Raw genomic sequence first — 24,625 nt, forward strand, 5'->3', positions numbered from 1 at the left:
ATAAATTCACACACATGAAAAAAATAGTTTTTACTTTACTTAGTGCTTTTGCAATTTCGCAGGTTTCTGCTCAAGAAAAAGTGTACTTCACTTCTACTCCTTCTTTAAGTCCTGATGCTAAAACGGTTTATTTTAGTTACGATGGCGACATCTGGTCAACCGATATAAATGGCGGGAATGCTGCAAGAATAACAGCTTTAGAAGGAGAAGAAATCAATCCTCGTGTTTCACCAGACGGAAAATGGCTGGCATTCAGCTCTAATCAATATGGAAATTACGATATTTATATAATGCCTATAAATGGTGGACAAATTAAGCAATTGACTTTTCATCAAGCCAAAGATGAAGTCGAGAGTTGGAGTTGGGACAGTAAATCGATCTATTTTACATCAAATCAAAATAATGGATTTGGAAGTTTTAAAATTGATTTAGATGGAAAAACACCAGAAGCGCTTTTTACAAATTATTTTAATACAACAAATGGTTTAGTAGAAACTCCTCAAGGTGAATATATTTTCACTAACTCGTCTGAAAGTGCAAGTCAAGTTACAAGAAAAAGATACAAAGGAGAAAATAATCCAGATTTATTAGGATATAATCCAACCACAAAAAGTTATAAACAATATACCGATTATAACGGAAAAGATTTTAATCCTACGGTTGATAAAAATGGAATTATTTATTTTATTTCGGACGAAAATAATGGCGAATACAACTTATATCAATTAGCAAATGGTAAAAAAGAAGCGTTAACAAAATTTGAAACTTCAATTAAGAAACCTTTTGTTTCGGCTGATGGTTCAAAAGTTGTTTTCGAAAAAGATTATCAATTATTTGTTTACGATGTAAAAACTAAAACGTCGAAACCTCTTACAATTAATGTTAATTCGAATAAATCTTTAGAAAAAGAGCAAAATTTTGAAGTTGATAATAACATCGATTATTTTGACATTTCTCCTGATGGAAAGAAAATGGCCTTTGTAAGCAGAGGAATTATTTTTGTTTCGGATAATGAAGGAAAGTTTGTCAATCAAATTTCTGATGGAAAAGAGCGTGTTTTAGAAGTAAAATGGTTAAAAGACAACAAAAATTTAATCTTCAACCAAACATATAAAGGTTACCAAAATTGGTTTAAAATTTCGGCAGATGGAAAAGGAAAAGTTGAACAATTAACTTCTGATTTAAGAAATAATCGAGACATTACATTCAACAATGATTTATCACAAGCTGTTTATTTAAGTGGAGGCGATGAAGTAAGATTATTAGATTTGAAATCACTTAAATCATCAACAATTGTTAAAGATGAAATTTGGGCTTTCCAAAATTCAAAACCATCTTTTTCTCCAAATGATGAATATGTGTTATTCTCTGCAAAACGCAATTTCGAGTTAGATATTTTTATTCACAACATCAAAAAAAATACAACTGTTAATTTAACTAATACTGGTGTTTCCGAAGCCGATCCTACTTGGTCTCCAGACGGAAAATACATTTATTTTTCAAGTGATAGAAAAAACCCATCCTATCCTTTGGGAATGCAAGAATCAAGTATTTATCGCGCTTCTTTAGATTGGTTTGACCAAGCTTATAAATCAGAAAAATTTGATAATTTATTTGTAGAAGAAAAAAAGGTTGAGAAGAAAGAGAAAAAAGAAGAAAAGAACGACTTTAAAGCATTAACTATTAATCCAGAAGGATTCTTGGAACGAATTGAATTGGTAACAGACCGTTTTGGATATCAGACAAATCCTTTTGTTTTTGCGGATGATAAAAAGCAATTTTTATTCTATAACACCAATCAAGAAAATGGTAAATTTCAGTTATACAGAAAAACAACCACTGATTTTGAAGAAGATAAAACAGATAAAATATTCAACAAAGGCGCTGATTTTATCGTAAAAAATGAGAAAAATCTTTATGCTTTAATCGATAATTCTGTTTACAAATTTGGCATTAGTTCTACAAATCCTGAAAAAGTTAGTATTAAATATAATTTCAATAAAAACTTGGCTTCAGAATTCAATCAAATGTACGAAGAAGCTTGGGCTGGAGTAGAAGAAAATTTCTATGATGAGAATTTTCACGGAATCGATTGGAAAGCGAAAAAAGAGCAATACGCAACGTTTTTACCTTATGTTAACAATCGAAATGATTTAAGAATTTTGTTAAATGATATGCTAGGTGAATTGAATTCTTCGCATTTAGGTTTTTCATCTTTCGGAAAAGAAGAAAGTCGAAGATTGAATTATTTCACAAACGAAACGGGAATTATTTTCAAGAAGGATCAACCTTTTACAGTTGAAAAAATCTTACGAAAATCTCCTGCTTTCCTTAAAAATATTGATATTCAAGAAGGTGATATTTTAGTAAGTGTGAATGGACAAAAAATCGATCAAAACCAAAATCGTGAAACTTATTTTACAACACCTAAAAAATTAGAAGAATTAACTCTTGAATTTGACCGAAAAGGAAAAACAATTTCGACGAAGATTCATCCTATTTCAAATAATGAATTGAAATCGCTTTTATATGATGAATGGATTTATGAAAATCGTCAGCGTGTCAAAAAATTAAGCAATGATAGAATCGCTTATTCGTACATGAAAAATATGTCTACTTCTGAATTGGATGTGTTTTTATTAGACATGGTAGAACAAGAGAATAGAAAAGATGGTGTCATTTTAGATTTACGTTTCAATACAGGTGGAAATGTGCATGATAAAGTCTTGAACTTTTTATCGCAAAGACCTTATTTGAAATGGAAATATCGTGAAGGACAATTAACTGTTCAACCGAATTTTGCACCTTCAGGAAAACCAATTGTTTTATTAATTAACGAATACTCATTAAGCGATGCTGAAATGACAGCTGCAGGATTCAAAGCCTTAAAATTAGGAAAAATCATTGGTCAAGAAACGTATCGTTGGATCATTTTCACTTCTGGAAAAGGATTAGTTGATGGCTCATTTTATCGTTTACCAAGTTGGGGAACTTATACTTTGGACGGACAAAATTTAGAAAAAACTGGAGTTAAACCTGACATTTATATTAAAAATACGTTCTTAGATCGATTAGAAAATAAAGACCCACAATTGGAACGTGCAATCCAAGAGATCATGAAAGAATTAAAATAATTTACGAAGGTTAATTTACGAATTACGATTGTTTCTTAATCGTAATTCGTAATTCCAAATTCGTAAATCTGACATAACAGTTATGAGAATCATCCCAGCTATAGATATTATCGACGGAAAATGCGTACGATTGTCACAAGGCGATTACGATACAAAAAAAATATACAACGAAAATCCGTTGGAAGTAGCAAAAGAGTTCGAGGATTATGGTATCGAATATTTGCACTTGGTAGATTTAGATGGAGCTAAATCAAAACAAATCATTAATTATAAAACGTTAGAATTAATTGCTTCTAAAACCAATTTAAAAGTTGATTTTGGAGGTGGAATTAAAGCAGATCAAGATATTAGAATTGCTTTTGAATGTGGCGCAAACCAAATTACTGGAGGAAGTATTGCGGTTCAAAATCCAACATTATTTCAAGAATGGATTTCACAGTATGGAAGCGATAAAATCATTTTAGGTGCAGATGCTAAAGATCGAAAAATAGCAACACATGGTTGGTTAGAAACGTCAGAACTAGATGTGATAGATTTTATTCAAGAATATAAAACCAAAGGTATTGATTATGTGATTTGTACAGACATCGCGAAAGACGGAATGTTAGAAGGAACTTCAAACGAATTATATGCAGAAATTTTAGCGACTTCGGAGGTCAAATTAATTGCTTCTGGTGGCGTTTCTTCAATCGATGATCTAATCAAAATAAAAGAATTAGGCTGCGAAGGAGCAATTCTTGGAAAAGCGATTTACGAAGGGAGAATTCAATTGAAAGACTTAAAAAAATTGTACTAATATGCTGAAGAAAAGAATCATACCATGTCTCGACATCAAAGATGGACGAACAGTAAAAGGTATAAATTTCGTGGGCTTACGCGATGCGGGAGATCCAGTGGAATTGGCAAAAAAATATGTAGAAGAAGGCGCTGATGAATTGGTGTTTTTGGATATTACAGCCACATTAGAAAAGCGTAAAACTTTAGCTGAAATGGTTGAAAAAATTGCTTCAGCGATTAATATTCCGTTTACAGTTGGTGGCGGAATTAATTCTGTGGAAGATGCTTCGGCGGTCATCAAAGCTGGTGCAGATAAAGTTTCCGTTAATTCTTCGGCTGTCAAAAATCCTCAATTAATTGCAGATTTAGCAGCTCGATTTGGATCGCAATGTGTAGTCGTTGCAGTAGATACTCGCGATGGAAATGGGACACAAAAAGTTTTCGTAAGCGGTGGAAAAATTGAAACCGAATGGGAAACGTTAGATTGGGTCAAAAAAGTAGAAGAATTAGGTGCTGGCGAGATTCTGTTAACGTCTATGGATGGCGATGGAACAAAAGCTGGTTTCAAAATTGATATTACAAAAGCGGTTGCTGATGCTGTAAATCTTCCAGTAATTGCTTCTGGTGGAGCAGGAAAAATGGAGCATTTTACAGAAGTTTTTACCCAAACCAAAGCAAGTGGTGGATTGGCTGCAAGTATTTTTCACTTTGGTGAAATTTCGATTCCAACACTTAAAAGTTATTTAAAAGAACAAAATATTCCGATACGATGAACATCGATTTCAATAAAAGTAACGACGGATTAGTTCCCGTTATTATTCAAAATTATCTTAACAACAAGGTTTTGATGTTAGGTTATATGAACGAAGAAGCTTTTAACAAAACCCAAGAAATTGGAAAAGTGACCTTTTATTCTCGTTCAAAAAATAGATTATGGACAAAAGGTGAAGAATCAGGCAACTTTTTAGAAGTAAAATCTATCGCAGTTGATTGCGATAACGATACGATTTTAATCAAAGCAAAACCTTTTGGACCAACTTGTCATACGGGTTCTACGACTTGTTTTAAAGAAGAAACCAACCACGGATTTGTATATGAATTAGAACAAACCATTAACGATAGAATTGATTTAGACAACGATCCAGATTCGTATACTAACAAATTATTCAAAAGAGGAATCAATAAAGTTGCGCAAAAAGTAGGTGAAGAAGCAGTCGAATTGGTAATTGAAGCCAAAGACAACAACGATGATTTATTTATTAATGAAGCCGCGGATTTAATGTATCATTATTTAATTTTATTAAAAGCCAAAGGTTTCAAATTAGAAGATGTTGAAAACATTTTGAAATCAAGAGAAAACCGTCCAAGACGAGCTGAATTAAGTCGTTTAGAAATATAAAAGATTGCAGATTAGCAATCTTTTTTGTTTTCAAAAAACTGATGTTTAGCAGAATTAGCCAAATTTATTTGATTTAATTAGAATTAATATAAATAAAAATAATACTTTTGAAATCAAATTAAAATTAGTCTAAATAATCATTACAATATATTCTATTCATATGAAAAAATTATTCATTTCTGCTGCTATCCTTGTCGCTTCATTTATTCAAGCTCAAACGAACACGTTGATGGATGCTGGTTTTTGGAAAAATAATCCTACAATAGAAACTGTAAAAACTGAAATTTCGAAAGGAAACAGTCCTTCTTTTCAAAATGGTGGTTTCTTTGATCCTGTTGTGATAGCGATTAACAACAAAGCAGATTTTAATGTGACTAAATTTTTAATTGAACAAGAAGGAAATTCTGTTGATAAAAAAACGCATCACTCAAGAATTTATCTTCAATGGGCTGCTGCTGCGGGGAATTTAGAATTGGTAAATTATTTATTAGCCAAAGGTTCTGACGTTCATTACAAAGATAGCCACGGTTACGATGTGATCACATATGCAGCAAGTGCTGGAAATCAGAATATCGCAGTTTACGATGCGTTGATTAAAGCTGGTGCTAATCCAAAAATTAAAGGAGAAGATGGTTCAAACTTAATCATGCAAGCGATTGCGAATGATGATGATTTAAAAGTTACAGAATATTTTATTTCAAAAGGTTTATCATTAAGTGATAAAGACGCTAATGGACGTACTGTAGCAGATTATGCTACAAAATTAGGAAACTTATCAATCATAGATAAATTAATCGCGAAAGGAATTAAACCTACTGATCAAGCTTTATTTTTTGCCACACAAGGTTCGAGAACAAAAGAAAATGGCGTAGAAGTTTTCCAAGAATTAATTACAAAATATAAATTAAACCCGAAAGCGTTAAATCCAGACGGACAAACATTATTACACGCTTTGTCTCGCAGAGGAAACTCAGAAACAATCAACTTTATCTTATCAAAAGGTGTTGATGCGAAAATTGCTGATAAAGAAGCAAACACTGCATTAATGGTGGTTGCTGGAGGAAAAAATACAGATTTAATCAATACATTTTTATCAAAAGCAAACAATGTAAATGCGGTTAATAAAAATGGTGAGTCAGCTTTAACGAAAGCTGTTGCTTCTGGTACATCTCAAATCGTTTCTTTATTGTTAGAAAAAGGCGCTAAAGCTTATATTGTAGATAAAGATGGAAATAATTTGGCTTATTATTGGTTCAATTCTTTCAAACCAAATGATGAATCATTCGCAGAAAAACAAGCTTTATTAACAAATGCAAAAGTTGATTTTAAAGCTACTCAAAGTAATGGTGCAACTTTGTTACACATTGCTGTTGATAAAGGAAATGTAAATTTGGTGAAAAAAGCGATTGAATTAGGTGTGAATCTTAATACACAAGATGAAGACGGAAATACAGCTTTACACAAAGCAGCTTTGATTGCGAAAGGTGATGCAATCTTGAAAACTTTGGTTGCTGCTGGAGCGAAAAAAGATATTAAAACAGAATTTGACGAAACAGCTTATGATTTGGCTGGAGAAAACGAATTCTTAAAGAAAAATAATGTGTCTATTGACTTTTTAAAATAATGAAGGAGATGAAATTTAACTTAATCAAAAAATTAGTTGGATTAGTTGTAATCTTAATGGCAACTGCCACTTTTGCTCAAACAACAAAATACAAAACAATGATTCAGATGAATAATTACACGGGAAAAGAAGCCTATGTAGTGATTTCATTAATCAATCCAAAAGGACAATACGAAAAAACTTTAGGTATTTTGGGAACAGATAACGAGTGGTATAACACGTTAAAAGAATGGCACAAATTCAATAGTAAAAAGAAAGAAAAATTAAACGGAATCACAGGTGCTTCAGTTGCTGGAGGAGCGAGAGCGACACGTGTCATCGAGTTTGATACTGCAAAATTGAATAAAGGATACAAATTACGTTTTGAATCTGCTGTAGAAACTCAAAAATACGTCACAAAAGATGCCGAAGTTGCAATAAATTCTTCGGATTTAGACAACAAAGCAGGTATCAAAGGTTCAGTTTATATTAAAGCCGTACGTTTTATAAAAGTTCAATAAAATGACATTATCTATTTGGAGATATGCGCATTTGAGTCTTGCAATTTTATCTTCAGCATTTTTAGTTATTCTATCTATCACAGGAGTAATTTTGGCTGTTGATGCAATAAACGAAAAATCGCCCGCATACAAAGTAGAAAATTTCGATAACATAACACTCGCGCAAGTTTTACCAACTTTGCGCGAGCATTATTTTGAAATAATAGAAGTAAAAGTTGATCACAATGATTTTGTGACAATTGATGCGATGGACGAAGATGGAAATTCGATCAAATCTTACATTGATCCTACAACAGGAAAAAAGATTGGTGAGATTGTTCCAAAAAGTGATTTCATCAATTGGGTCACAGCCTTGCACCGTTCATTATTTCTAAAAGAAACAGGACGAGCAATTGTTGGTGTCGTATCTTTTTTATTAATGTTAATTTCAATAAGTGGATTAATCTTAATCGTAAAACGTCAACAAGGAATTCTAAATTTCTTTACCAAAGTTAACAAAGACTCCTTTTCACAATATTTTCATGTTGTATCTGGACGTTGGTTATTAATTCCCGTTTTAATCATTGCATTAACAGGAACATTGATTTTCTTAGCGCGATTAGAACCTTTAGTTGGTCAACCAAAAGAAATTGAGCATCAAGCTAAAGAAAATTTACAACCAAAAGATTTAAAAGACATTGAATTCTTCAAAAACACGAAATTAAGTAGTGTTGAAAAGATTGAATTTCCTTTTATTCCAGATGATGAAGCAGAACCATTTATCGTTCATTTAAGAAAAAAATCGGTTTCGGTGAATCAAGTAAATGGAGCGATTATTTCAGAATCGTTGAATCCTTATTCAGCAATTGTAAAAAAATTCAATATCGATTTACATACAGGTCGCACTAATGTGATTTGGGCTGCGATTTTAGGAATTGCTTCGCTTAACATTTTATTCTTTATTTGGTCAGGATTTGTAATTACGTTCAAACGTACAAAAACGAAAATTGGCAAAAATAAATATAAAGCCAACGAAGCTGAAATTATCCTTTTAGTTGGTTCAGAAAATGGTGCAACTGTTGGATTTGCTTCAAAAATTCAAGAGCAATTTTTAGCAAACGGAAAAAAATCATTTATCGCTCAGATGAATCAATATGAAATTTATCCAAAAGCAAAACAACTCATCATTTTTACCTCAACTTATGGAATTGGTGATGCGCCTGCGAATGCTAAGAAATTTGAACAATTAATCACACAATTTCCACAAAACCAATCCATCGAATTTTCTGTTGTAGGATTTGGATCAAGAGCCTATTCAGATTATTGTGGCTATGCAGTTAAAGTTGACAAATGGTTGAATGACCAAAAATGGGCTACTCGATTAATTGATTTGAAAACGGTAAATGATAAATCGCCAGAAGAATTCACAAACTGGGTAACTGCTTACAAGGAAACGACAGATATTCCGTTAGCAACAACGCCTGCGATGTATGTTGGAAAAGCACCAAAACTGAAAAATGTTAAGGTTATTTCTACCACTAAAATCACACAAGAAGATGCAACATTTAAAGTTATTTTAGATGTAAAAGAAAAATTCAAATCTGGAGATTTATTAGCAATTTACCCCGAAAGCGATCACAAAGAACGCTTATATTCGGTTGGAAAAGTTGATAATAAATTACAGTTAATTGTTAAATTGCATGAGTTTGGATTAGGTTCTCAATATTTATATAATTTAGTTCAAAATTCTACGATTAAAGCTCGAATTGTAAAAAATAAAGCCTTTAGATTTCCAAAAGCTTCAAAAGTTGTGATGATTGCAAACGGAACAGGAATTGCGCCTTTTCTTGGGATGATTGATGAGAATTCAAAAAATATTGAAACGCATTTATACTGTGGTTTCAGACATGATAATGAAACAACAAAATCTTATCAAGAATTTGCTACGAAACAAATTTCTACCAATCATTTGAGTCAATTTCACATTGCATTTTCTCGTGAAGAAAATAAACAATATGTGATGGATTTAGTCAATCGTGATGCTAAATTCTTTGCTGAAACATTTCAAAATGGTGGAATTCTTATGATTTGTGGCGCTCTCACAATGCAACATGATGTGGAAAAAGTTTTGGAAGAAATCTGTCAACAACATTTGAAGAAATCATTCGAAGAATTCAAAACAAACGGACAATTTTTGACGGATTGTTATTAGAATTTACTCACAATAACAAATGAATAAAACATCATGCAATTCATTCTAAAAAATATATTCACTTTTATACTATTGTATGTTCTAACTCCGATGAATGCTCAAACGGTTGGAGTTAGAGATACAATTTTAATGGGAAGTAAATTCAAAATTACATTGGTTGATTCCGATTCTATTTCCGTTGAAAAAAACATCAATAAAGCAATTGATGAAATGATTAGAATTGAGAATTTGATTTCTGACTGGAAACCAACTTCGCAAGTTTCTCTTGTCAATCAAAATGCAGGAATAAAGGCGATAAAAGTAGATCGAGAAGTTTTTGACTTAACAAAGCGTGCGATTTATTTTTCGCAACTAACCGATGGTGCTTTTGACATTAGCTTTGCGGCAATGGACAAAATATGGAAATTTGATGGTTCAATGGAAAAGATTCCAACTCAGGAAGAGATTTCAAAAGCCATCGAAAAAATCGGTTATCAAAACATTATTTTAGATGAAGAAAATTCAACAATATTCTTAAAAAAAGCTGGAATGAAAATCGGTTTTGGTTCAACAGGAAAAGGTTATGCAGCACAAAAAGCACGAACTTTCATGCAAGACTTAGGAATACAAGCGGGTATAATTGATGCTTCTGGTGATATGACAACTTGGGGAAATCAACCAAATGGAGAACCTTGGAAAATTGGAATTACAAATCCATTTAATCGACATAAAATGTTGGATATTCTCTCAATGAAAAATGCTGCTGTTACGACTTCTGGTGATTACGAAAAATTTATTTTGATTGATGAAGTTCGCTATTCACACATTATTAATCCCAAAACTGGTTATCCTTCAACAGGATTAACAGGGGTTACAGTTATTGGGACGGATGCTGAAATGTGTAATGGTTTTAGCACTTCTATCATGGTTTTAGGAAAAGAAAAAGGATTGAATTTTATCAATCAACAAAAAGATTACGCTGCTCTTTTGATTACAGATAAAGGAAAAATTATTCGTTCAAAAAACTACAAGAAGATTAAACGAAAACTTGAGAAATAACACTTAAAAATGGTGATTTAGATATGCAGTTTCAACGTAAAAATGCTCCTTACAAAGAAGTTTCTGAATCAATTTTATTTATCCAAAACAGCACTTTCGCAATATCAATAATTTAGCTTAAATTATTTAAGTGTATAATAACCATTATATTTAGTAAAAGGTGTTTTTTATAGAAAAAATAGACTCAGTTCTGTAATTTTTGTTATGCTTCATTTTAAATAAAAAGTCGAAATTGCACCTAAACAAAATACAAAAGCTATGAACGACAATAAAAAATCTCATTGGGAACATATATATGAAGTAAAAACTCCAGAAGAAGTGAGTTGAACACAAGAAAAACCAGAAACTTCTTTAAATTTTATTCATTCTTTTGGAGCTGATAAAACAGCTAAAATTATTGATATTGGTGGTGGAGATAGTAAGTTGGTCGATTTTTTATTGGAAGAAGGATATGAAAATATTTCTGTTTTGGATATTTCTGCAAATGCGTTGGAAAGAGCAAAAAAGCGTTTAGGAAATAATGCAGAAAAAGTAACTTGGATTGTTGCTGATATCACCGAATTTGAACCTACAGAACAATACGATATTTGGCACGATAGAGCAGTTTTTCATTTTTTAATAGAAGAAAATGACATCAAAAAGTACCAAAATTTGGTCTCGAAAGCTGTAAAAGGAAAAATGGTTATTGGAACTTTTTCGACAAATGGACCATTAAAATGTAGTGGTTTGGAAATAAAACAAAATGATGAAACGTCGTTAACCTCAACTTTTGAAGCTAATTTTGAGAAAATAGAATGTTTTACAATTGATCATAAAACGCCATTTGATACGATTCAGAACTTTATTTTTTGTAGTTTCAACAAAAAATAAAATGCGTTAGGGATAGTAGTGGAAATCCTTTTTTGTAGACGCGGTGTCTACAAAAAAGATTGTAACGAATAGCCCGCTCAAACGCTAAAAATATAAAAATCATCTCCTTAATTCAGGAGATGATTTTATATTTTTAAAGCTTTATTGTATTCGATATTTCCTTTTTTAATATCATTTAAAATCCATTTCAGTTCAGCATCCGTACGCTTAATTTTATCTTGCAAATTAGGTTGAATAACTTGGTTTGGATAAACACCATGCGCCTGTTCATCTCGCTTTTCAATAGGAGAAAGATAAACTGTACCAACCGAAATTTTGAGTTTGGAATTGGGCAACGTAAATTTTGGCATCAACCCAGCAACCGTTCCATTAAAATCTCCTCCCGTTTCTTCACCTACAAAAAATGCTCGATTTTTTAGTTGAAGATTAGCCGAAATCAACGCCGAAGCAGAGTAAGAACCACCATTTATAATGACATACAAATTGTGGTGATACACGAGCTCTTTATCTATTTTGACATGCGAAAAAGGCATGTGCAATTCGTATTCATTTTTAGCATTTTTTGACGTCGAAAAATAAGTATAACCCGATCCCAACCAAAGCAACGGATAGGAATAAACGGGAAAAAGATTGTACAACGACTTGCCAAAAGAGGTTTTGTTCGCGACGATTTTTTCACCTAAAAATGCCTTGGAATCATCGACCAAATAAGCGTATAAATAGTGCGAATCTTTTAGGTAACCACCACCATTGTTGCGAAGATCAAGAACTAAATTTTGAACTTTATGATTCTTGATATCCGTAAAAACCTCTTTATATAGTTCGCGTATTTTTCCTTTCCTGAAATCAGTTACTTTTAACACCGCAATCGTACTGTCGTTCGTAGGAAAAGTCAAATCTTTGGAATAGGTTTTGGAACTTTTAGAATAGCCGTATTTCTTTTGTTTTATCCTAACTTTTCGCTCAACTTCTTTCTGCTCTTTTGTAATTTTTGGTAGTTCTGAAATCTTATCATTTTTAGGTTTTGGATAGGTACGAAATGTTTTTTTTCGGATGATTGAATTCCCCATTTTAAAAGTTAATTCAACCGAATCTTTAATTCCATTTTCTAAAGTAAAATAATTGAGAAAAGTTCGGTTAAAGACATTATCCGAAAAAGTTTGATTTTCACCATCTCCATAAATACTTTTTTTATATTTATCGTATAAATACTTTGTAGAAACACTATCTATATAAAGCAAAACTGAACCTTGATTAATCGGATTGATTTTACTGTAATCTGTCACTAAAAAAACTGAATCATTTTGCCAAAAAAAACTATAATCACTAAAAGCAGATTTAGATTCTTTGTATTTTTTTTCCTTGCTCTTTTCTAATCGTTTATATATCGGATAAATATCTGTATGACCATGTTCTAAACTTTCGAAAATCGGAAAAAACTTGACATAAAAATCATTTGGTTTCAATGGTTTATCAATTGACTTTTTAAGACTATCAAATTTATAATCAATTTGTTCTTGAGAAGTATATAAATCTAATTTTGGATGATATCTTTTTAGTTTTTTATAAACAAAATCTACATCTTTTTTCAATTTATTCGCAGGAATCTCTTTATCAATATCTGCATTATATTTCTCGACAGAAGCACAACTGCATATCAATAAAAGTGACAAATAAATTAGAGTAAATTTTAGTTGCATTAAGGATAATTAAATGAATAATAAGTTACAATATTATTTCACTTCTTGATAAAATTCTTCGATAAAATTTTCCATATACTGATGACGTTTTAAAGCAATTTCTTTTGCTGTTTTGGTATTCATCAACTCTTTTAATTTAAATAATTTATCATAAAAATGTTGCACGCTAGAAGCGTCTTTCGAATTATCGTACGGATTATATAAAATACTACCTACACTTCCGCCATATGCAAAACAACGCGCAATACCAACCGCTCCAATTGCATCTAAACGATCAGCATCTTGCACAATTTCAGCCTCGATAGTTGTTGGTTTATTTCCTTTACTAAATGAAACTTGCGAGACTATTTCCAATACTTTCTGAATTGATTCTTCCTCTACATGAATTGATTCTAAAAATTTTCTAATTAATTCCTCCGATTTATCAACTCCATTATGCAATTTATAATCACCGATATCATGTGTCCAAGCTGCTAATTCAACCAAAAAAGAATCTGCATTTTCAGTTTCTAAAATCTTCTTCGCATTTGTCACCACACGTTCTATGTGAAAATAATCGTGTCCTGTTCCTTCATCTAAAAAAGTTTTTTTGATATAAGCTTGTGTCTGAATAAGTATTTCTTGTTTGTTCATTTTTTAATAATCTATTTCACGCTAAAATAAAAAACTTCAATAACAATGTTATTGAAGTTTTAAATTAATAGAAAAAATACTGTTCTATTGTTTTACAATTTTCTTAGAAACCGATTGTTTATCTGTTTTGATATTAATAATATAAACACCTGTCGGTAAATTTGAAATATTAATTTGTTTCTTATCCGAAGACGAAACTTTTTTTCCGGTCATATCAAAAATATCTACAACTGTTATTTTTTCAGTTGTCTGTACATTTACAATATCTTTTGCTAATGTTGGATAAACAGAAATCGATTTATCAACAGCTAACTCATCTGTATTAAGAGCTCCAGTTGTTCTACCTGTTATCAATACAGTAACATCCTGATTCTTTTTAACTCCTGCGTTATCTATTAAATTTCCTTTATTTGAAATAATAACTTTATATTTTGCTCCTTTTGTTGGAGTCTTTATAAGAACTTGTTCATAATTATCTACTGTATTATCTCCTTTGATTGCAGGACCAGTAACATTATTTAAATCTAATTTCCATGGAAAATAAGTAACATTTGTAGAACTTTCTACTACTCTTAAATCAAAATCATTAATCAATCTTGAAGACTGATTATAAAATAAATCATTTATATTTTTAAAATAAGCTGCTTCTGGGTCTATCCAGGAAATACTTGCTTTCAAAGGTGTTCCATCGGAAGTTATTTCATACACTATATCTGTACCTGAAACTTTTGATTTTCTTTCAAACAATTTTGTATCATCTAATAAAACCTCTGCTGCTTTTTTAGTATTTAATAATCCCCAACCAAAATAAATATCTGGTCCATCATTATCTCCAGCCTCATCAGCAGTATGTAAAAGTAGTGTTTTAGCTTCATCTCCAAAAAAAGTAAATGTAGAATTATTATTTACTAATCTTTGTAACTGAGTCAACATTCCCATTGCCCCCGTCACAATTGGTGCAGAAAAAGATGTACCACTTCCTATAATAAATACATTATTTTGTGTAGGATTTGATGAGTCATATGAAGGAGCAATCAAAGAATCTCCATAAGTAGAAATATCTGGTTTAATTGCTCCATCTTTACGAGGTCCAACACTTGAAAATGTTGCTCTATTATCTTTTGTTAATGTCGTAAATTTATAATCAGTAGTATTCGGTAATTTAACCGCTCCTACAACAATGATATTTTTAGCCAATGACCCCCAACCAATACAATATGCATCATTAATACAATTTTTTGAAGGTATTACTTCCGATGCAGTAAAAGGTGTCCAAATCCCATCTTTGTATTGGAATTTTGGATTAGTATCAGAGGCATCTGGTCCCGAACCATAATAATTACCTGCTGATTTAACAACAATATAATTTGGATTATTATAAACCGTCTTGTCAAAATCAGCATCAGAACTATAATAAGATCCACTCAAAGTAGCACTGGCGTCCTTAACTAAATCTTGATAATTTGTCATATTAAAATACCATCCAGGACCTAATTTATCTGTCTTAGAATAATAATTATCCCATCCTAAATTTACACCATAAGAATGATTAGATAAATTTTCTTTTGCATTTAAAAGCTTCTGTATATTGTTTCCATTTGTTGTTGTATTAAAACTGCTATTTTTTATTTTAGCTTTTGTTAATACTCCTTTAGCTGCATATTGTGGGTATCCATTAAATGAAGCTCTACCTTCGGCTGCAATAAAACCTGATACAGAAGTTGCATGATCAGATATTGCAGTTGCTCCATTTTCGGTATCAAATAATCTGCTTGAATTTCCATAATCAAGATCTCTAAACTCAATATGTGTTCCTAGCGCTGCCCCTCCGTCCATTACTAGTACACTAACATCTTTCCCATTCAAAACAAAACCATTAATACCTTCATTTTGTAACTCAGTAATACCCGCTCCTGTATTTGCTCTAATATCATCAGTTTGGTAAAAAAAAGGTGAATCTTCTATAAAACCTGCGAGATTAGAAATTCCTTTTGATTGATCTACAATTACAGATTTAGCATTCTTATTCTGTAGACTATTAAACTTCTGTTCATTCTTTAATTGCTGCTCTTCCAGTTTTTTATAAAAAATCGCATTATTATCCTGCGCAAAAGAAGCTGACAATCCAAATAATGTAAATAATAAAATAAATGTTTTCTTCATACTATGTTTATTTATGTAATTTTATTCACTAATTATTGAAGGAGTTATTGTTGAATCTCTTATAATTAGTGTATCATTAATTTTAATATGGTCATCATTAATAATCACCGAGTCTATATCATTTTTCTTATTAAGCTCAGTAGAATTGGTCTTACATGACAATAATAATGTAAGTATCATTAATGTTAAATATTTCATGAAATTGATTTATATAAAATTAGAATTAATATCTGAATACTAATTCTAATTCATATTATTATTTTTTTGTATATTTGCACCTCAAATTTGTAAAACGGGACGAGTTCCCAAAATAATTAGTTATACTATGGCTACAAGAATTAGATTACAAAGACATGGTCGTAAAGGAAAACCATTCTTTCACATCGTAGTTGCTGACTCAAGAGCAAAACGTGATGGTCGTTTCATCGAAAAATTAGGTACTTACAACCCAATTACTAACCCTGCAACTGTAGAATTAAATGTTGATTCTGCTGTAAAATGGTTACAAACTGGTGCTGAGCCAACTAATACTGCTAAAGCTTTATTATCTTACAAAGGTGCTTTTATGAAAAAACACTTATTAGGTGGTGTTGCTAAAGGTGCGTTTTCTCAAGAAGAAGCTGACAAACGTTTCGACGCTTGGTTAGAAGCTAAAGGTGAAAAAGTTCAAGCTAAAAAAGACGGTTTAACTTCAGGTGCTGCTGCTGCTAAAGCTGCTGCATTAGAAGCTGAAAAAGCTGTTAATGAAGCTCGTGTAAAAGCTGCTCAGGAAGCTGAAGCTGCTGCACAAGTTGAAGAAACTCCTGCTGAAGAAGCAGAAGGTACAACTGAAGAAGTTGCTACAGAAGAATAATTTTTAAGTTCAGAGACGTTCCAAATGACAAAAAATGATTGCTACTATTTAGGTAAAGTTACAAAGAGACATGGTTTCAAAGGTAATTTAATCATTCACTTGGATACAGACGAACCAGAATTATACGATACTTTGGAAGCAGTGTTCATCGAGCAAGATGGTACACTGGTTCCATTTTTTTTCGAAACTTCTCAGCCTTATCAAGGCACAAAATTATTAGTAAAATTTGAAGATGTTGAAGACGAAGATGTCGACAAATTAATCAATCGCGAACTTTATTTACCTCTAAAATCATTACCAGAACTTTCTGGAACAGATTTTTATTACCACGAAATTGTTGGTTTCACGATTTATGATCAAACAAATACAGAAGTTGGAACGATAAAATCTGTTAACGATTCTGCTGCACAAGCTTATTTTGAAGTAGATGCAAACGGAAAAGAAATCTTAATCCCGATGATTGATGAGTGGATCTTAGAAGTTAATCGTAACGAAAAAGCAATGCTTATCCAAATTCCAAACGGATTATTGGAAATTTATTTGGGGTAACTTATCCATTATAAATCATTTATTTACTTCTATTTTTTGATTGAATTTTTCTAATTGTAAAATCCGGAATTTTCGACATTATATTTATTGTCAATTTCGTACCTTTGCAAACTCAATCGTAATTAAAAAATGGAAGAAGAAAAAAAATCATTGAATTTTATTGAGCAAATCATCGAAGATGATTTAGCCAACGGGATGCCGAAAGAAAATTTACGTTTTCGTTTCCCACCAGAACCAAATGGTTATTTGCATATCGGGCATGCAAAAGCAATCTGCTTAAACTTCGGTTTAGGACAGCGTTACAATGCGCCTGTAAACTTACGTTTTGATGACACTAATCCTGACAAAGAAGAGCAAGAATTCGTAGATTCTATCCGCGAAGATGTGAAATGGTTAGGTTTCGAGTGGGCTGAAGAACGCTATGCTTCTGATTATTTCCAGCAGCTTTACGATTGGGCTGTTCAATTAATTAAAGAAGGAAAAGCGTACATCGACGACCAGTCTTCAGAAGTGATTAATGAACAACGTAAAACACCTTTTGAACCAGGAATTGAATCTCCTTATAGAAATCGTTCTGTTGAAGAAAATTTAGATCTTTTCGAACGAATGAAAGCGGGAGAATTTGAAGAAGGAACACATGTTTTACGTGCAAAAATAGACATGACTTCTCCTAATATGAACATGCGCGACCCTGTTATGTATCGTATTTTGAAACGTCCTCATCACCGTACTGGAGACACTTGGAAAATGTACCCAATGTACGATTGGACGCATGGAGAATCTGATTATATCGAAGGAATTTCACACTCATTATGTTCATTAGAATTCAAAAATCATCGCGATTTATACGAATGGTACGCGAACAATGTGGAACTACCAAATCAACCTCAAAAACCAAAACAACGCGAATTTGCTCGTGGTAATGTTTCGTACATGATTACAAGTAAACGTAAGTTGATGAAATTGGTTCAAGAAGAAGTTGTAACAGGTTGGGACGATCCACGTATGCCTACTATTTCAGGTTTGCGTCGTCGCGGTTATACGCCAGAATCGATTAAGAATTTTTGGAATACAGCCGGTGTTGCAAAACGTGATAATGTATTGGATATTTCGTTATTAGAATTCTCTGTTCGTGATCATTTAAATAAAATTGCTCCTCGTGTTTTTGCTGTTATTGATCCAGTGAAAGTGGTAATCGAAAATTATCCAGAAGGACAAGTGGAGGAATTAGAAATTGAGAATAATCCGGAAGATGAAACAGCTGGAACTCGTATCGTTCCTTTCACAAGAGAAATCTACATCGAACGTGAAGATTTTATGGAAGAAGCGCCTAAAAAATTCTTCCGTTTATCATTAGGAAACGAAGTTCGTTTGAAAGGTGCATATTTCATTAAAGCTGAAAGAGTAGAAAAAGATGCTGAAGGAAATATCACAACAATCTATGCAACTTACGATCCTGAAACGAAGTCTGGAAGTGGAACTGAAGCTTCTAAACGTAAAGTAAAAGGTACGTTGCATTGGGTTTCTGCAACAGAGAATATTCCGATCGAAGTTCGAGAATATGATCGTTTATTTACAGTTGAATCTCCAGATGCAGAGAAAGATGTTGACTTTTTACAATTTGTCAATCCAAATTCTTTAACTGTAAAAGAAGGTTTTGCTGAGCCTGCTTTGAAAGAAGCCAAAGTGGAGGATAAATTCCAGTTTCAACGTATTGGATATTTTGCTTTAGATCGTGATTCTTCTACAGAAAAGTTAATTTTCAATAGAACAGTTACCCTTAAAGATACTTGGGCAAAAGTCAATAAATAAAAAAAACTATTTCATTAAATATCAAGCTCGAACAAATTTGTTCGAGCTTTTTTTATTATATTGTAAAATACAAAATCAATCCCTTATATAAATGGATTACTTAGAGAATAAAAATTCGATAAAAAACTGGAATGAAGATGATCGTCCTCGCGAAAAATTAGCTTTAAAAGGGCGTTCGTCACTTTCTGATACCGAATTGTTAGCGATTATCATGGGAAGTGGAAATCGTGATGAATCCGCTGTAGAGTTAGCAAAACGAATCTTAAATTCTGCAAACAATAATTGGAATGAATTAGCAAAATATTCAATTGTAGATTTATGCAAATTCAAAGGAGTTGGAGAAGCAAAAGCAATTTCGATAATCACAGCAATGGAAATTGGAAGAAGACGAAATTCGCAAGAGATTTTAGAACGCGACAAAATTACTTCAAGCAAAGACGCAGCCATAATTTTACAACAACAAATTGGTGATTTACCAAACGAAGAATTTTGGGTAATGTTTCTCAATCAAGGAAATCGAATCATTAAAACTGAGCAAATTTCACGAGGTGGAATTAATCAAACCGCTGTCGATATTCGAGTAATTTTTAAACGTGCCTTAGAGTTAATGGCAACTGGAATGATACTTTCTCACAATCATCCTTCTGGAAATCTTACTCCAAGTCAGTCTGATATACACATTACTCGAAAAATAAAAGAAGGTGCCACTCTTTTAGATATTCAAGTTTTAGATCACATTATTGTTTCTCAAAAAGATTTTTATTCATTTGCGGATGATGGTCTAATTTGATATCTTTAAGCTTTATTGAAAACTATTTTGAGTCAAAAAATCATCATATTTACAGAAAAAATAACGAATCGAATTGAATATATTTTCGATTTTATTTTTCATAATTTTTCTGGAATTGACTACAAAACGACTACAGATTTTGATGAGTTTTCACAATCAATTTTACCAAAAATCAACTTTTCAAATCAATTTTTAGAAAATGAAATCAATTATAAAGTTGATGATATTTTATTGGAAACTACCATTCAAGAAAATGTTGATTATTCAATTTTAAACGAATTTGGGAAATGTTTTTATTGGCTTTCTCGTTATGAAGAATACATTGCAAAACCAGAAAAATTTGATAAACACAATCGTTTTTTAGGTTCGGATTTAGATTATTCGAAACCAATTGTAGATGAAATTTGTATTGAAATTCAAAAAAAGATAAAGTCTAAATTTCCTGAAATTTATTTTAAACAGAGAGTTTTCAAACAGATTAATACTCATGACGTAGATTATGCATGGAAATATCTTCATCATTCTCCTAAAATAAAATTTGGTTCACTTTCAAAGAAAATTTTAAAAGGTGATTTCAAAGAATTTCAGAATCAAATCAAAATTTTAAATCAGCAAAAAAAAGATCCTTACGATACATTTGATTATTTGAAAGTTTTAGCTGAAAAACATCAAATCGAAACAGTTTTCTTTTGGTTATTGGGCGATTATTCTACTTTCGATAAAAATCATCATTGGAAAAATAATGCTCAAAAAAATTTAATAAATAACATTTCAACTTGGGCAAAAATTGGAATTCACCCTTCTTATCAATCTAATTTTGATGAAAATAAATTAACAATTGAAATTAATCGATTAGAAAAAATTAGCAATCAACCGATAAAAAAATCACGTCAACATTTCATTAAATTGAATTTCCCTTACACTTATCAACAATTGTTAATAAATGAAATTTTGGAAGATTACACCATGGGATTCCCACATCAATTAGGCTTTAGAGCTGGAACATCTACTCCATTCAAATGGTTTGACTTATCAAGAAATCAACAAACATTGTTAAAAATATATCCTTTTGTCGCAATGGATGTTACATTGAAAAATTATTTAAAATTAACACCGCAACAAGCTTTAGAGGAAATAAAACGATTGAAACAAACAATTAAAGCCACAAACGGAACGTTTATAACATTATTCCACCAATCAAACTTGAACGAAGATTGGACTGAATGGCGAAAAGTTTACGAAAGTATTTTTAAATGATAAAAAGAGTTTCTCGAAAAAAATTAGATGTTAATAAATATACCGAATGTCTCAACAAATCGGTGAATTACCGCATTTATGCCGAAGTTTTTTATTTGGATGCTTTAGTTGAAAACAATTGGGATTGTTATGTTTTGAACGATTATGAAGCCATAATGCCTTTGCCATATACAAAAAAAATTGGTATAAAATTTATTACACAACCAATTTATTGTCAACAATTAGGAGTTTTTCATCAAGAAAATTTCTCAAAAGAAACTTTTCAACTTTTTGAGAAAAAACTACATCGAAATTTAGTGAGAGCTTATGCTTTTAATGAGGAAAATACAGAGATGTTTGAACCGAAGGGACAGAAAAAGGTTAATTATATTTTAGATTTGAATCAAGATTATGAAATTTTATTTTCAAATTACAGTAGAAATAGAAAAAATGAAATTCGTAAAGTAGAAAAATCCAATTATAACATTGAAAAAGTTACTCAATTAAATCGATTTTTCAAAATAAATTCATCTTATGAATATTTGATCGCAAATAATTTAATAAACTATTCGCAAGAAAAAATTCAAAGTTTATTTAATCAAAAAATTATTAATATTTATGAAATTTTTGATCAAGAAGAAAATTTAATTGGTTGTCAACTAATCATGATTTCTAAAAATCGAGTTTATAATTTTGCTTTTGCAAGAAATAAGAATTCAAAAAGTAATTTTGGATCAGCTTACATAATAGATTACATTATCAAAAACTTTTCTAATTCAGAATTAACACTTGATTTCGAAGGTTCTATGATTCCTTCTATAGCTAAATTTATGCAAGGTTTTGGTGCTATAAAAAATCATTATACAAACTATTCTAATTTAGACTTTTTGACAAAGAAAAATTAATTCACGATAGCCATTTCCAACAGAAAGTTTCTTTGCTAAATTATGATCAATTTTATTTCGATAATCTATTTTTTCGACAATTATATTTTCACGTTTTAATCTTTCTTGAAAGTCCTGTCCATGCAATCTCAATAAATCTTTTTCGCCATAATTTTTTAATCGTTCTTCTTCTGTCTTAAATTCAGCATTTTCAAACGTATTATTTATTGGATGAATAGGAGTTTGAATCAAAGCTTTTCCTCCTTTTTTTAGAACGCGAAACAATTCATCAATTGCCTTTTTTTCGTTTGGAATATGCCCTAAAACATGACAACAAATTATATAATCAAATGTGTTATCAGGATAATTTATTGAAGTAATATCCATTTCTTCATCAGCAAGATTAATGTTAATATCAGCATTGATATAACGTAAATTATCGGTCTGTTTAAAAATATTTTTCAATGCGTCTTCTGGAGCAATATGCAATAATTTATTCGGTTTAACCAATAAATCTGTTTCATTTTTTATAAACTCTAACAAAACTCTTGTCCTTTCTAATGAACCACAATTTGGACATTCAGCATTTTCTCGGTTATCTATACCGTTTGATTTATCCAAAAACTTAGAAAAAGATTGTTCGCAACAATTACAATAAAAATTATTTCCTTTCAGAAATAATCCATTCAATTTCTTTAAATTTTTTCTATTATTAATTCTTATCTTTTCGGAAAATATTTTTTTATAAAATGTTTTAATTGCATTCATTACTTACAAACGTTAAGACTGCTATTTTATGATATTAAATTTATTCAAAAAAAATATATTTCCTTTTTACCATACAGTTTCAGATAAAAGATTAATTCATATCGATCAATTATATCCATTAAAATCTATTGATCAATTTCAACGTGAATTAGATTTTTTTCAGAAAAATTATGTCAATATTTCTATGATTGAATTAATTGATTTATACGAAAAAAATGGTTCTATTCCTCAAGAAAATTACTTTCATCTTAGTTTTGATGATGGTTTGAAACAATGTTACTCTATAATTGCTCCAATATTAAAAGAACGAAATTTAGATGCAACTTTTTTTATCAATCCAAATTTTATTGACAATCAAGAAGTTTTTTATCGGTATAAAGTTGCTTTCATTTTAGAAAACATTACAGACAATAACCTTAAAAAAGAACTTTTAAATTATTCTATTCATGATCTTAAAAAAATTAATTCATTAATTTTAAAACAAGAAATAAAACTAAATGATGTTGAAATTTATTTGAATGAAAATGAAATTAAAGCATTAATTCATCAAGGCTTTACAATTGGCGCACATTCAATGAATCATCCTTATTATCGCGATATTTCTTTTGAACAACAACTTATAGAGACAAATGAAAGTTTAGATTTTATCCAACAAAAGTTTAATTTGGATTATCGAGTTTTTTCTTTTCCTTTTACAGATGATGGAGTTTCTATAAACTTTTTTAATACTATAAAATCCGATTTTACATTTGGTACGGCAGGAATAAAAAACGATGAGATTTCAACAAATATTCAGCGACTTCCGATGGATAATTGTATTTCTAACCCAGCAATTTTTATAAAAAAGAATCGTTATAAATTTTATATTCAGAAACTACTACAGAAGCATGTTGTTTCTCATTAATTAATTTTTAAATCTATAGAAAAAATTCTCTTTGGATTATCGTAAAGTTTAAGAATATTTCCTTCATAATTCTTTGGTGTATAAATAGCACACATTGTATTTTCTACATGATATAGATTTTTATGAAATTGTTTAGGAACTCCTTTTATAATTGCATTCAATATTTCAAAACGTATCTTTTCTGGCGAGAATGCATAATCATGCCAAATAACGATAGAGTTTTCATGAATCAGATGTTCAAAAACATTTTTTGTATCCGAAACTACAAAATCAAAACGATGATTTCCATCGATAAAAATTACATCAAATTTTTTATTCAATCCTGAAAAATCAAATTTAGTCGAGTCTCCTAAATGTTGTTTTATTTTAGATTTATCTTTTATAAAAAAACCATGTGCATTTTCATAATCTTGTGAAAAGTTATACGTTTTATAATCCTTTGTATCTAAATCTAACGTATTCAAATCATCAGCAACATCAATCAAATTAACAATACTTTCTCCTCTCCAAGTTCCAATTTCGAAATATTTACATTGTTCAAATTCTTTACACGCATTTTTCAGCAGTAATAAATCTGTAATCAAAGAACCGCCATCTAAAAAAGCAACTGTATCTAATTTTCCGTCAAAATTTGGAAATAATTGATCTAAAGAAACTTGATTTAGTCCTTTCTTATAATGATTTGGCGTTTTCTTTTCCCAATTTTCATTTTGGTCAATGATAATATTTAATAACCAAGGATTCTTACAAATTTGAAAAAATCCATTTATAAATTTTGATATTTTTTTTGATAATGACAT

General features: G+C 30.7%; 21 protein-coding genes. 16 read left to right on the forward strand and 5 right to left on the reverse strand.

From position 1 onward, the window contains the following. Positions 1-14 precede the first annotated feature (14 nt). From B4L98_RS11475 to B4L98_RS11515, 9 genes are all read left to right on the forward strand, one after another. Positions 15-3,134 (forward strand): S41 family peptidase, encoded by a 3,120-nt coding sequence (locus B4L98_RS11475; protein ID WP_291078274.1) that lies wholly within the window; start codon positions 15-17, stop codon positions 3,132-3,134. 82 nt (positions 3,135-3,216) lie between these two features. After that, positions 3,217-3,930: a 1-(5-phosphoribosyl)-5-[(5-phosphoribosylamino)methylideneamino]imidazole-4-carboxamide isomerase gene (gene hisA / locus B4L98_RS11480; RefSeq protein ID WP_291078276.1), complete on the forward strand. Its 714-nt coding sequence runs from the start codon at positions 3,217-3,219 to the stop codon at positions 3,928-3,930. A 1-nt stretch (position 3,931) separates the two neighbouring features. Beyond that, positions 3,932-4,684, forward strand: coding sequence for an imidazole glycerol phosphate synthase subunit HisF (hisF, locus tag B4L98_RS11485; protein ID WP_221854283.1), 753 nt, complete (start codon positions 3,932-3,934; stop codon positions 4,682-4,684). Beyond that, positions 4,681-5,310 carry a bifunctional phosphoribosyl-AMP cyclohydrolase/phosphoribosyl-ATP diphosphatase HisIE gene (gene hisIE, locus B4L98_RS11490; RefSeq protein WP_221854285.1) on the forward strand — a complete coding sequence of 210 codons (630 nt, stop codon included), beginning with the start codon at positions 4,681-4,683 and terminating at the stop codon, positions 5,308-5,310. Before hisF ends, hisIE begins: the two co-directional genes overlap by 4 nt. Positions 5,311-5,470: 160 nt before the next feature. Continuing rightward, positions 5,471-6,934 (forward strand): ankyrin repeat domain-containing protein, encoded by a 1,464-nt coding sequence (locus B4L98_RS11495; RefSeq protein WP_291078278.1) that lies wholly within the window; start codon positions 5,471-5,473, stop codon positions 6,932-6,934. An 8-nt stretch (positions 6,935-6,942) separates the two neighbouring features. Then, entirely contained in the window at positions 6,943-7,434 is a 492-nt protein-coding gene (locus B4L98_RS11500; protein ID WP_291078280.1) for a DUF2271 domain-containing protein, read from the forward strand. Position 7,435: 1 nt separating this feature from the next. Continuing rightward, the gene (locus B4L98_RS11505) at positions 7,436-9,625 is read left to right on the forward strand and encodes a PepSY domain-containing protein (protein WP_291078282.1); all 2,190 of its coding nucleotides are present in this window, start codon (positions 7,436-7,438) and stop codon (positions 9,623-9,625) included. Positions 9,626-9,715: 90 nt separating this feature from the next. Beyond that, positions 9,716-10,663, forward strand: a complete 948-nt coding sequence (locus B4L98_RS11510; RefSeq protein WP_291078284.1) for an FAD:protein FMN transferase — start codon at positions 9,716-9,718, stop codon at positions 10,661-10,663. A gap of 360 nt (positions 10,664-11,023) precedes the next feature. Next, positions 11,024-11,533 (forward strand): class I SAM-dependent methyltransferase, encoded by a 510-nt coding sequence (locus B4L98_RS11515; RefSeq protein ID WP_312027047.1) that lies wholly within the window; start codon positions 11,024-11,026, stop codon positions 11,531-11,533. 125 nt (positions 11,534-11,658) lie between these two features. Here the strand turns inward: B4L98_RS11515 and B4L98_RS11520 are convergent, their stop codons facing one another. The 3 genes from B4L98_RS11520 to B4L98_RS11530 all read right to left on the reverse strand — a co-directional run bounded on the left by B4L98_RS11520 (position 11,659) and on the right by B4L98_RS11530 (position 16,029). Beyond that, the gene (locus B4L98_RS11520) at positions 11,659-13,233 is read right to left on the reverse strand and encodes a S41 family peptidase (protein WP_221854295.1); all 1,575 of its coding nucleotides are present in this window, start codon (positions 13,231-13,233) and stop codon (positions 11,659-11,661) included. A gap of 33 nt (positions 13,234-13,266) precedes the next feature. Then, the gene (locus tag B4L98_RS11525) at positions 13,267-13,866 is read right to left on the reverse strand and encodes an HD domain-containing protein (RefSeq protein WP_219033870.1); all 600 of its coding nucleotides are present in this window, start codon (positions 13,864-13,866) and stop codon (positions 13,267-13,269) included. Positions 13,867-13,950: 84 nt separating this feature from the next. Continuing rightward, a complete protein-coding gene (locus tag B4L98_RS11530) occupies positions 13,951-16,029 on the reverse strand; it encodes a S8/S53 family peptidase (protein WP_286495331.1) in 2,079 nt (692 codons plus the stop codon). Positions 16,030-16,354: 325 nt separating this feature from the next. Here B4L98_RS11530 and B4L98_RS11535 point away from each other — a divergent pair, with 325 nt between their 5' ends. The 6 genes from B4L98_RS11535 (at position 16,355) to B4L98_RS11560 (ending at position 22,174) form a co-directional block, all read left to right on the forward strand. Beyond that, entirely contained in the window at positions 16,355-16,882 is a 528-nt protein-coding gene (locus B4L98_RS11535) for a 30S ribosomal protein S16 (protein ID WP_180905332.1), read from the forward strand. Positions 16,883-16,906: 24 nt separating this feature from the next. Then, positions 16,907-17,431, forward strand: coding sequence for a ribosome maturation factor RimM (gene rimM / locus B4L98_RS11540; RefSeq protein ID WP_280049017.1), 525 nt, complete (start codon positions 16,907-16,909; stop codon positions 17,429-17,431). Between the two features lie 129 nt (positions 17,432-17,560). Next, positions 17,561-19,243, forward strand: a complete 1,683-nt coding sequence (locus B4L98_RS11545; RefSeq protein ID WP_125349536.1) for a glutamine--tRNA ligase/YqeY domain fusion protein — start codon at positions 17,561-17,563, stop codon at positions 19,241-19,243. A 91-nt stretch (positions 19,244-19,334) separates the two neighbouring features. Then, positions 19,335-20,033 (forward strand): RadC family protein, encoded by a 699-nt coding sequence (radC, locus tag B4L98_RS11550; RefSeq protein WP_125349537.1) that lies wholly within the window; start codon positions 19,335-19,337, stop codon positions 20,031-20,033. Between the two features lie 27 nt (positions 20,034-20,060). Continuing rightward, on the forward strand, positions 20,061-21,290 hold the full coding sequence (locus tag B4L98_RS11555) for a polysaccharide deacetylase family protein (RefSeq protein WP_125349538.1): 1,230 nt from the start codon (positions 20,061-20,063) through the stop codon (positions 21,288-21,290). Further along, positions 21,287-22,174 (forward strand): hypothetical protein, encoded by an 888-nt coding sequence (locus tag B4L98_RS11560; protein ID WP_219033877.1) that lies wholly within the window; start codon positions 21,287-21,289, stop codon positions 22,172-22,174. The genes B4L98_RS11555 and B4L98_RS11560 overlap by 4 nt, the downstream gene beginning before the upstream one ends. On the opposite strand, the gene B4L98_RS11565 is transcribed toward B4L98_RS11560, so the two are convergent. After that, a complete protein-coding gene (locus B4L98_RS11565; protein ID WP_185144150.1) occupies positions 22,148-22,843 on the reverse strand; it encodes a class I SAM-dependent methyltransferase in 696 nt (231 codons plus the stop codon). The two genes, B4L98_RS11560 and B4L98_RS11565, sit on opposite strands and share 27 nt — an antisense overlap. Positions 22,844-22,949: 106 nt before the next feature. On the opposite strand from B4L98_RS11565, the gene B4L98_RS11570 reads away from it, so the two are divergent. Beyond that, positions 22,950-23,825 carry a polysaccharide deacetylase family protein gene (locus tag B4L98_RS11570; protein ID WP_280051190.1) on the forward strand — a complete coding sequence of 292 codons (876 nt, stop codon included), beginning with the start codon at positions 22,950-22,952 and terminating at the stop codon, positions 23,823-23,825. Here B4L98_RS11570 and B4L98_RS11575 read toward each other — a convergent pair. Next, positions 23,822-24,625 carry a class I SAM-dependent methyltransferase gene (locus B4L98_RS11575; RefSeq protein WP_125349542.1) on the reverse strand — a complete coding sequence of 268 codons (804 nt, stop codon included), beginning with the start codon at positions 24,623-24,625 and terminating at the stop codon, positions 23,822-23,824. The two genes, B4L98_RS11570 and B4L98_RS11575, sit on opposite strands and share 4 nt — an antisense overlap.

This window comes from Empedobacter sp. UBA5528, from assembly GCF_002426075.1.
Lineage (GTDB): Bacteria > Bacteroidota > Bacteroidia > Flavobacteriales > Weeksellaceae > Empedobacter > Empedobacter falsenii_B.

Coding starts and splice junctions, on each gene's coding strand:
- radC (WP_125349537.1), top strand. CDS start 19,335: ATGGATTACTTAGAGAATAAAAATTCGATAAAAAACTGGAATGAAGAT.
- B4L98_RS11520 (WP_221854295.1), bottom strand. CDS start 13,233: ATGCAACTAAAATTTACTCTAATTTATTTGTCACTTTTATTGATATGC.
- B4L98_RS11505 (WP_291078282.1), top strand. CDS start 7,436: ATGACATTATCTATTTGGAGATATGCGCATTTGAGTCTTGCAATTTTA.
- B4L98_RS11570 (WP_280051190.1), top strand. CDS start 22,950: ATGATATTAAATTTATTCAAAAAAAATATATTTCCTTTTTACCATACA.
- B4L98_RS11500 (WP_291078280.1), top strand. CDS start 6,943: ATGAAATTTAACTTAATCAAAAAATTAGTTGGATTAGTTGTAATCTTA.
- B4L98_RS11560 (WP_219033877.1), top strand. CDS start 21,287: ATGATAAAAAGAGTTTCTCGAAAAAAATTAGATGTTAATAAATATACC.
- B4L98_RS11575 (WP_125349542.1), bottom strand. CDS start 24,625: ATGTCATTATCAAAAAAAATATCAAAATTTATAAATGGATTTTTTCAA.
- hisF (WP_221854283.1), top strand. CDS start 3,932: ATGCTGAAGAAAAGAATCATACCATGTCTCGACATCAAAGATGGACGA.
- B4L98_RS11495 (WP_291078278.1), top strand. CDS start 5,471: ATGAAAAAATTATTCATTTCTGCTGCTATCCTTGTCGCTTCATTTATT.
- hisIE (WP_221854285.1), top strand. CDS start 4,681: ATGAACATCGATTTCAATAAAAGTAACGACGGATTAGTTCCCGTTATT.
- B4L98_RS11510 (WP_291078284.1), top strand. CDS start 9,716: ATGAATGCTCAAACGGTTGGAGTTAGAGATACAATTTTAATGGGAAGT.
- B4L98_RS11535 (WP_180905332.1), top strand. CDS start 16,355: ATGGCTACAAGAATTAGATTACAAAGACATGGTCGTAAAGGAAAACCA.
- B4L98_RS11475 (WP_291078274.1), top strand. CDS start 15: ATGAAAAAAATAGTTTTTACTTTACTTAGTGCTTTTGCAATTTCGCAG.
- hisA (WP_291078276.1), top strand. CDS start 3,217: ATGAGAATCATCCCAGCTATAGATATTATCGACGGAAAATGCGTACGA.
- B4L98_RS11525 (WP_219033870.1), bottom strand. CDS start 13,866: ATGAACAAACAAGAAATACTTATTCAGACACAAGCTTATATCAAAAAA.
- B4L98_RS11545 (WP_125349536.1), top strand. CDS start 17,561: ATGGAAGAAGAAAAAAAATCATTGAATTTTATTGAGCAAATCATCGAA.
- B4L98_RS11530 (WP_286495331.1), bottom strand. CDS start 16,029: ATGAAGAAAACATTTATTTTATTATTTACATTATTTGGATTGTCAGCT.
- rimM (WP_280049017.1), top strand. CDS start 16,907: ATGACAAAAAATGATTGCTACTATTTAGGTAAAGTTACAAAGAGACAT.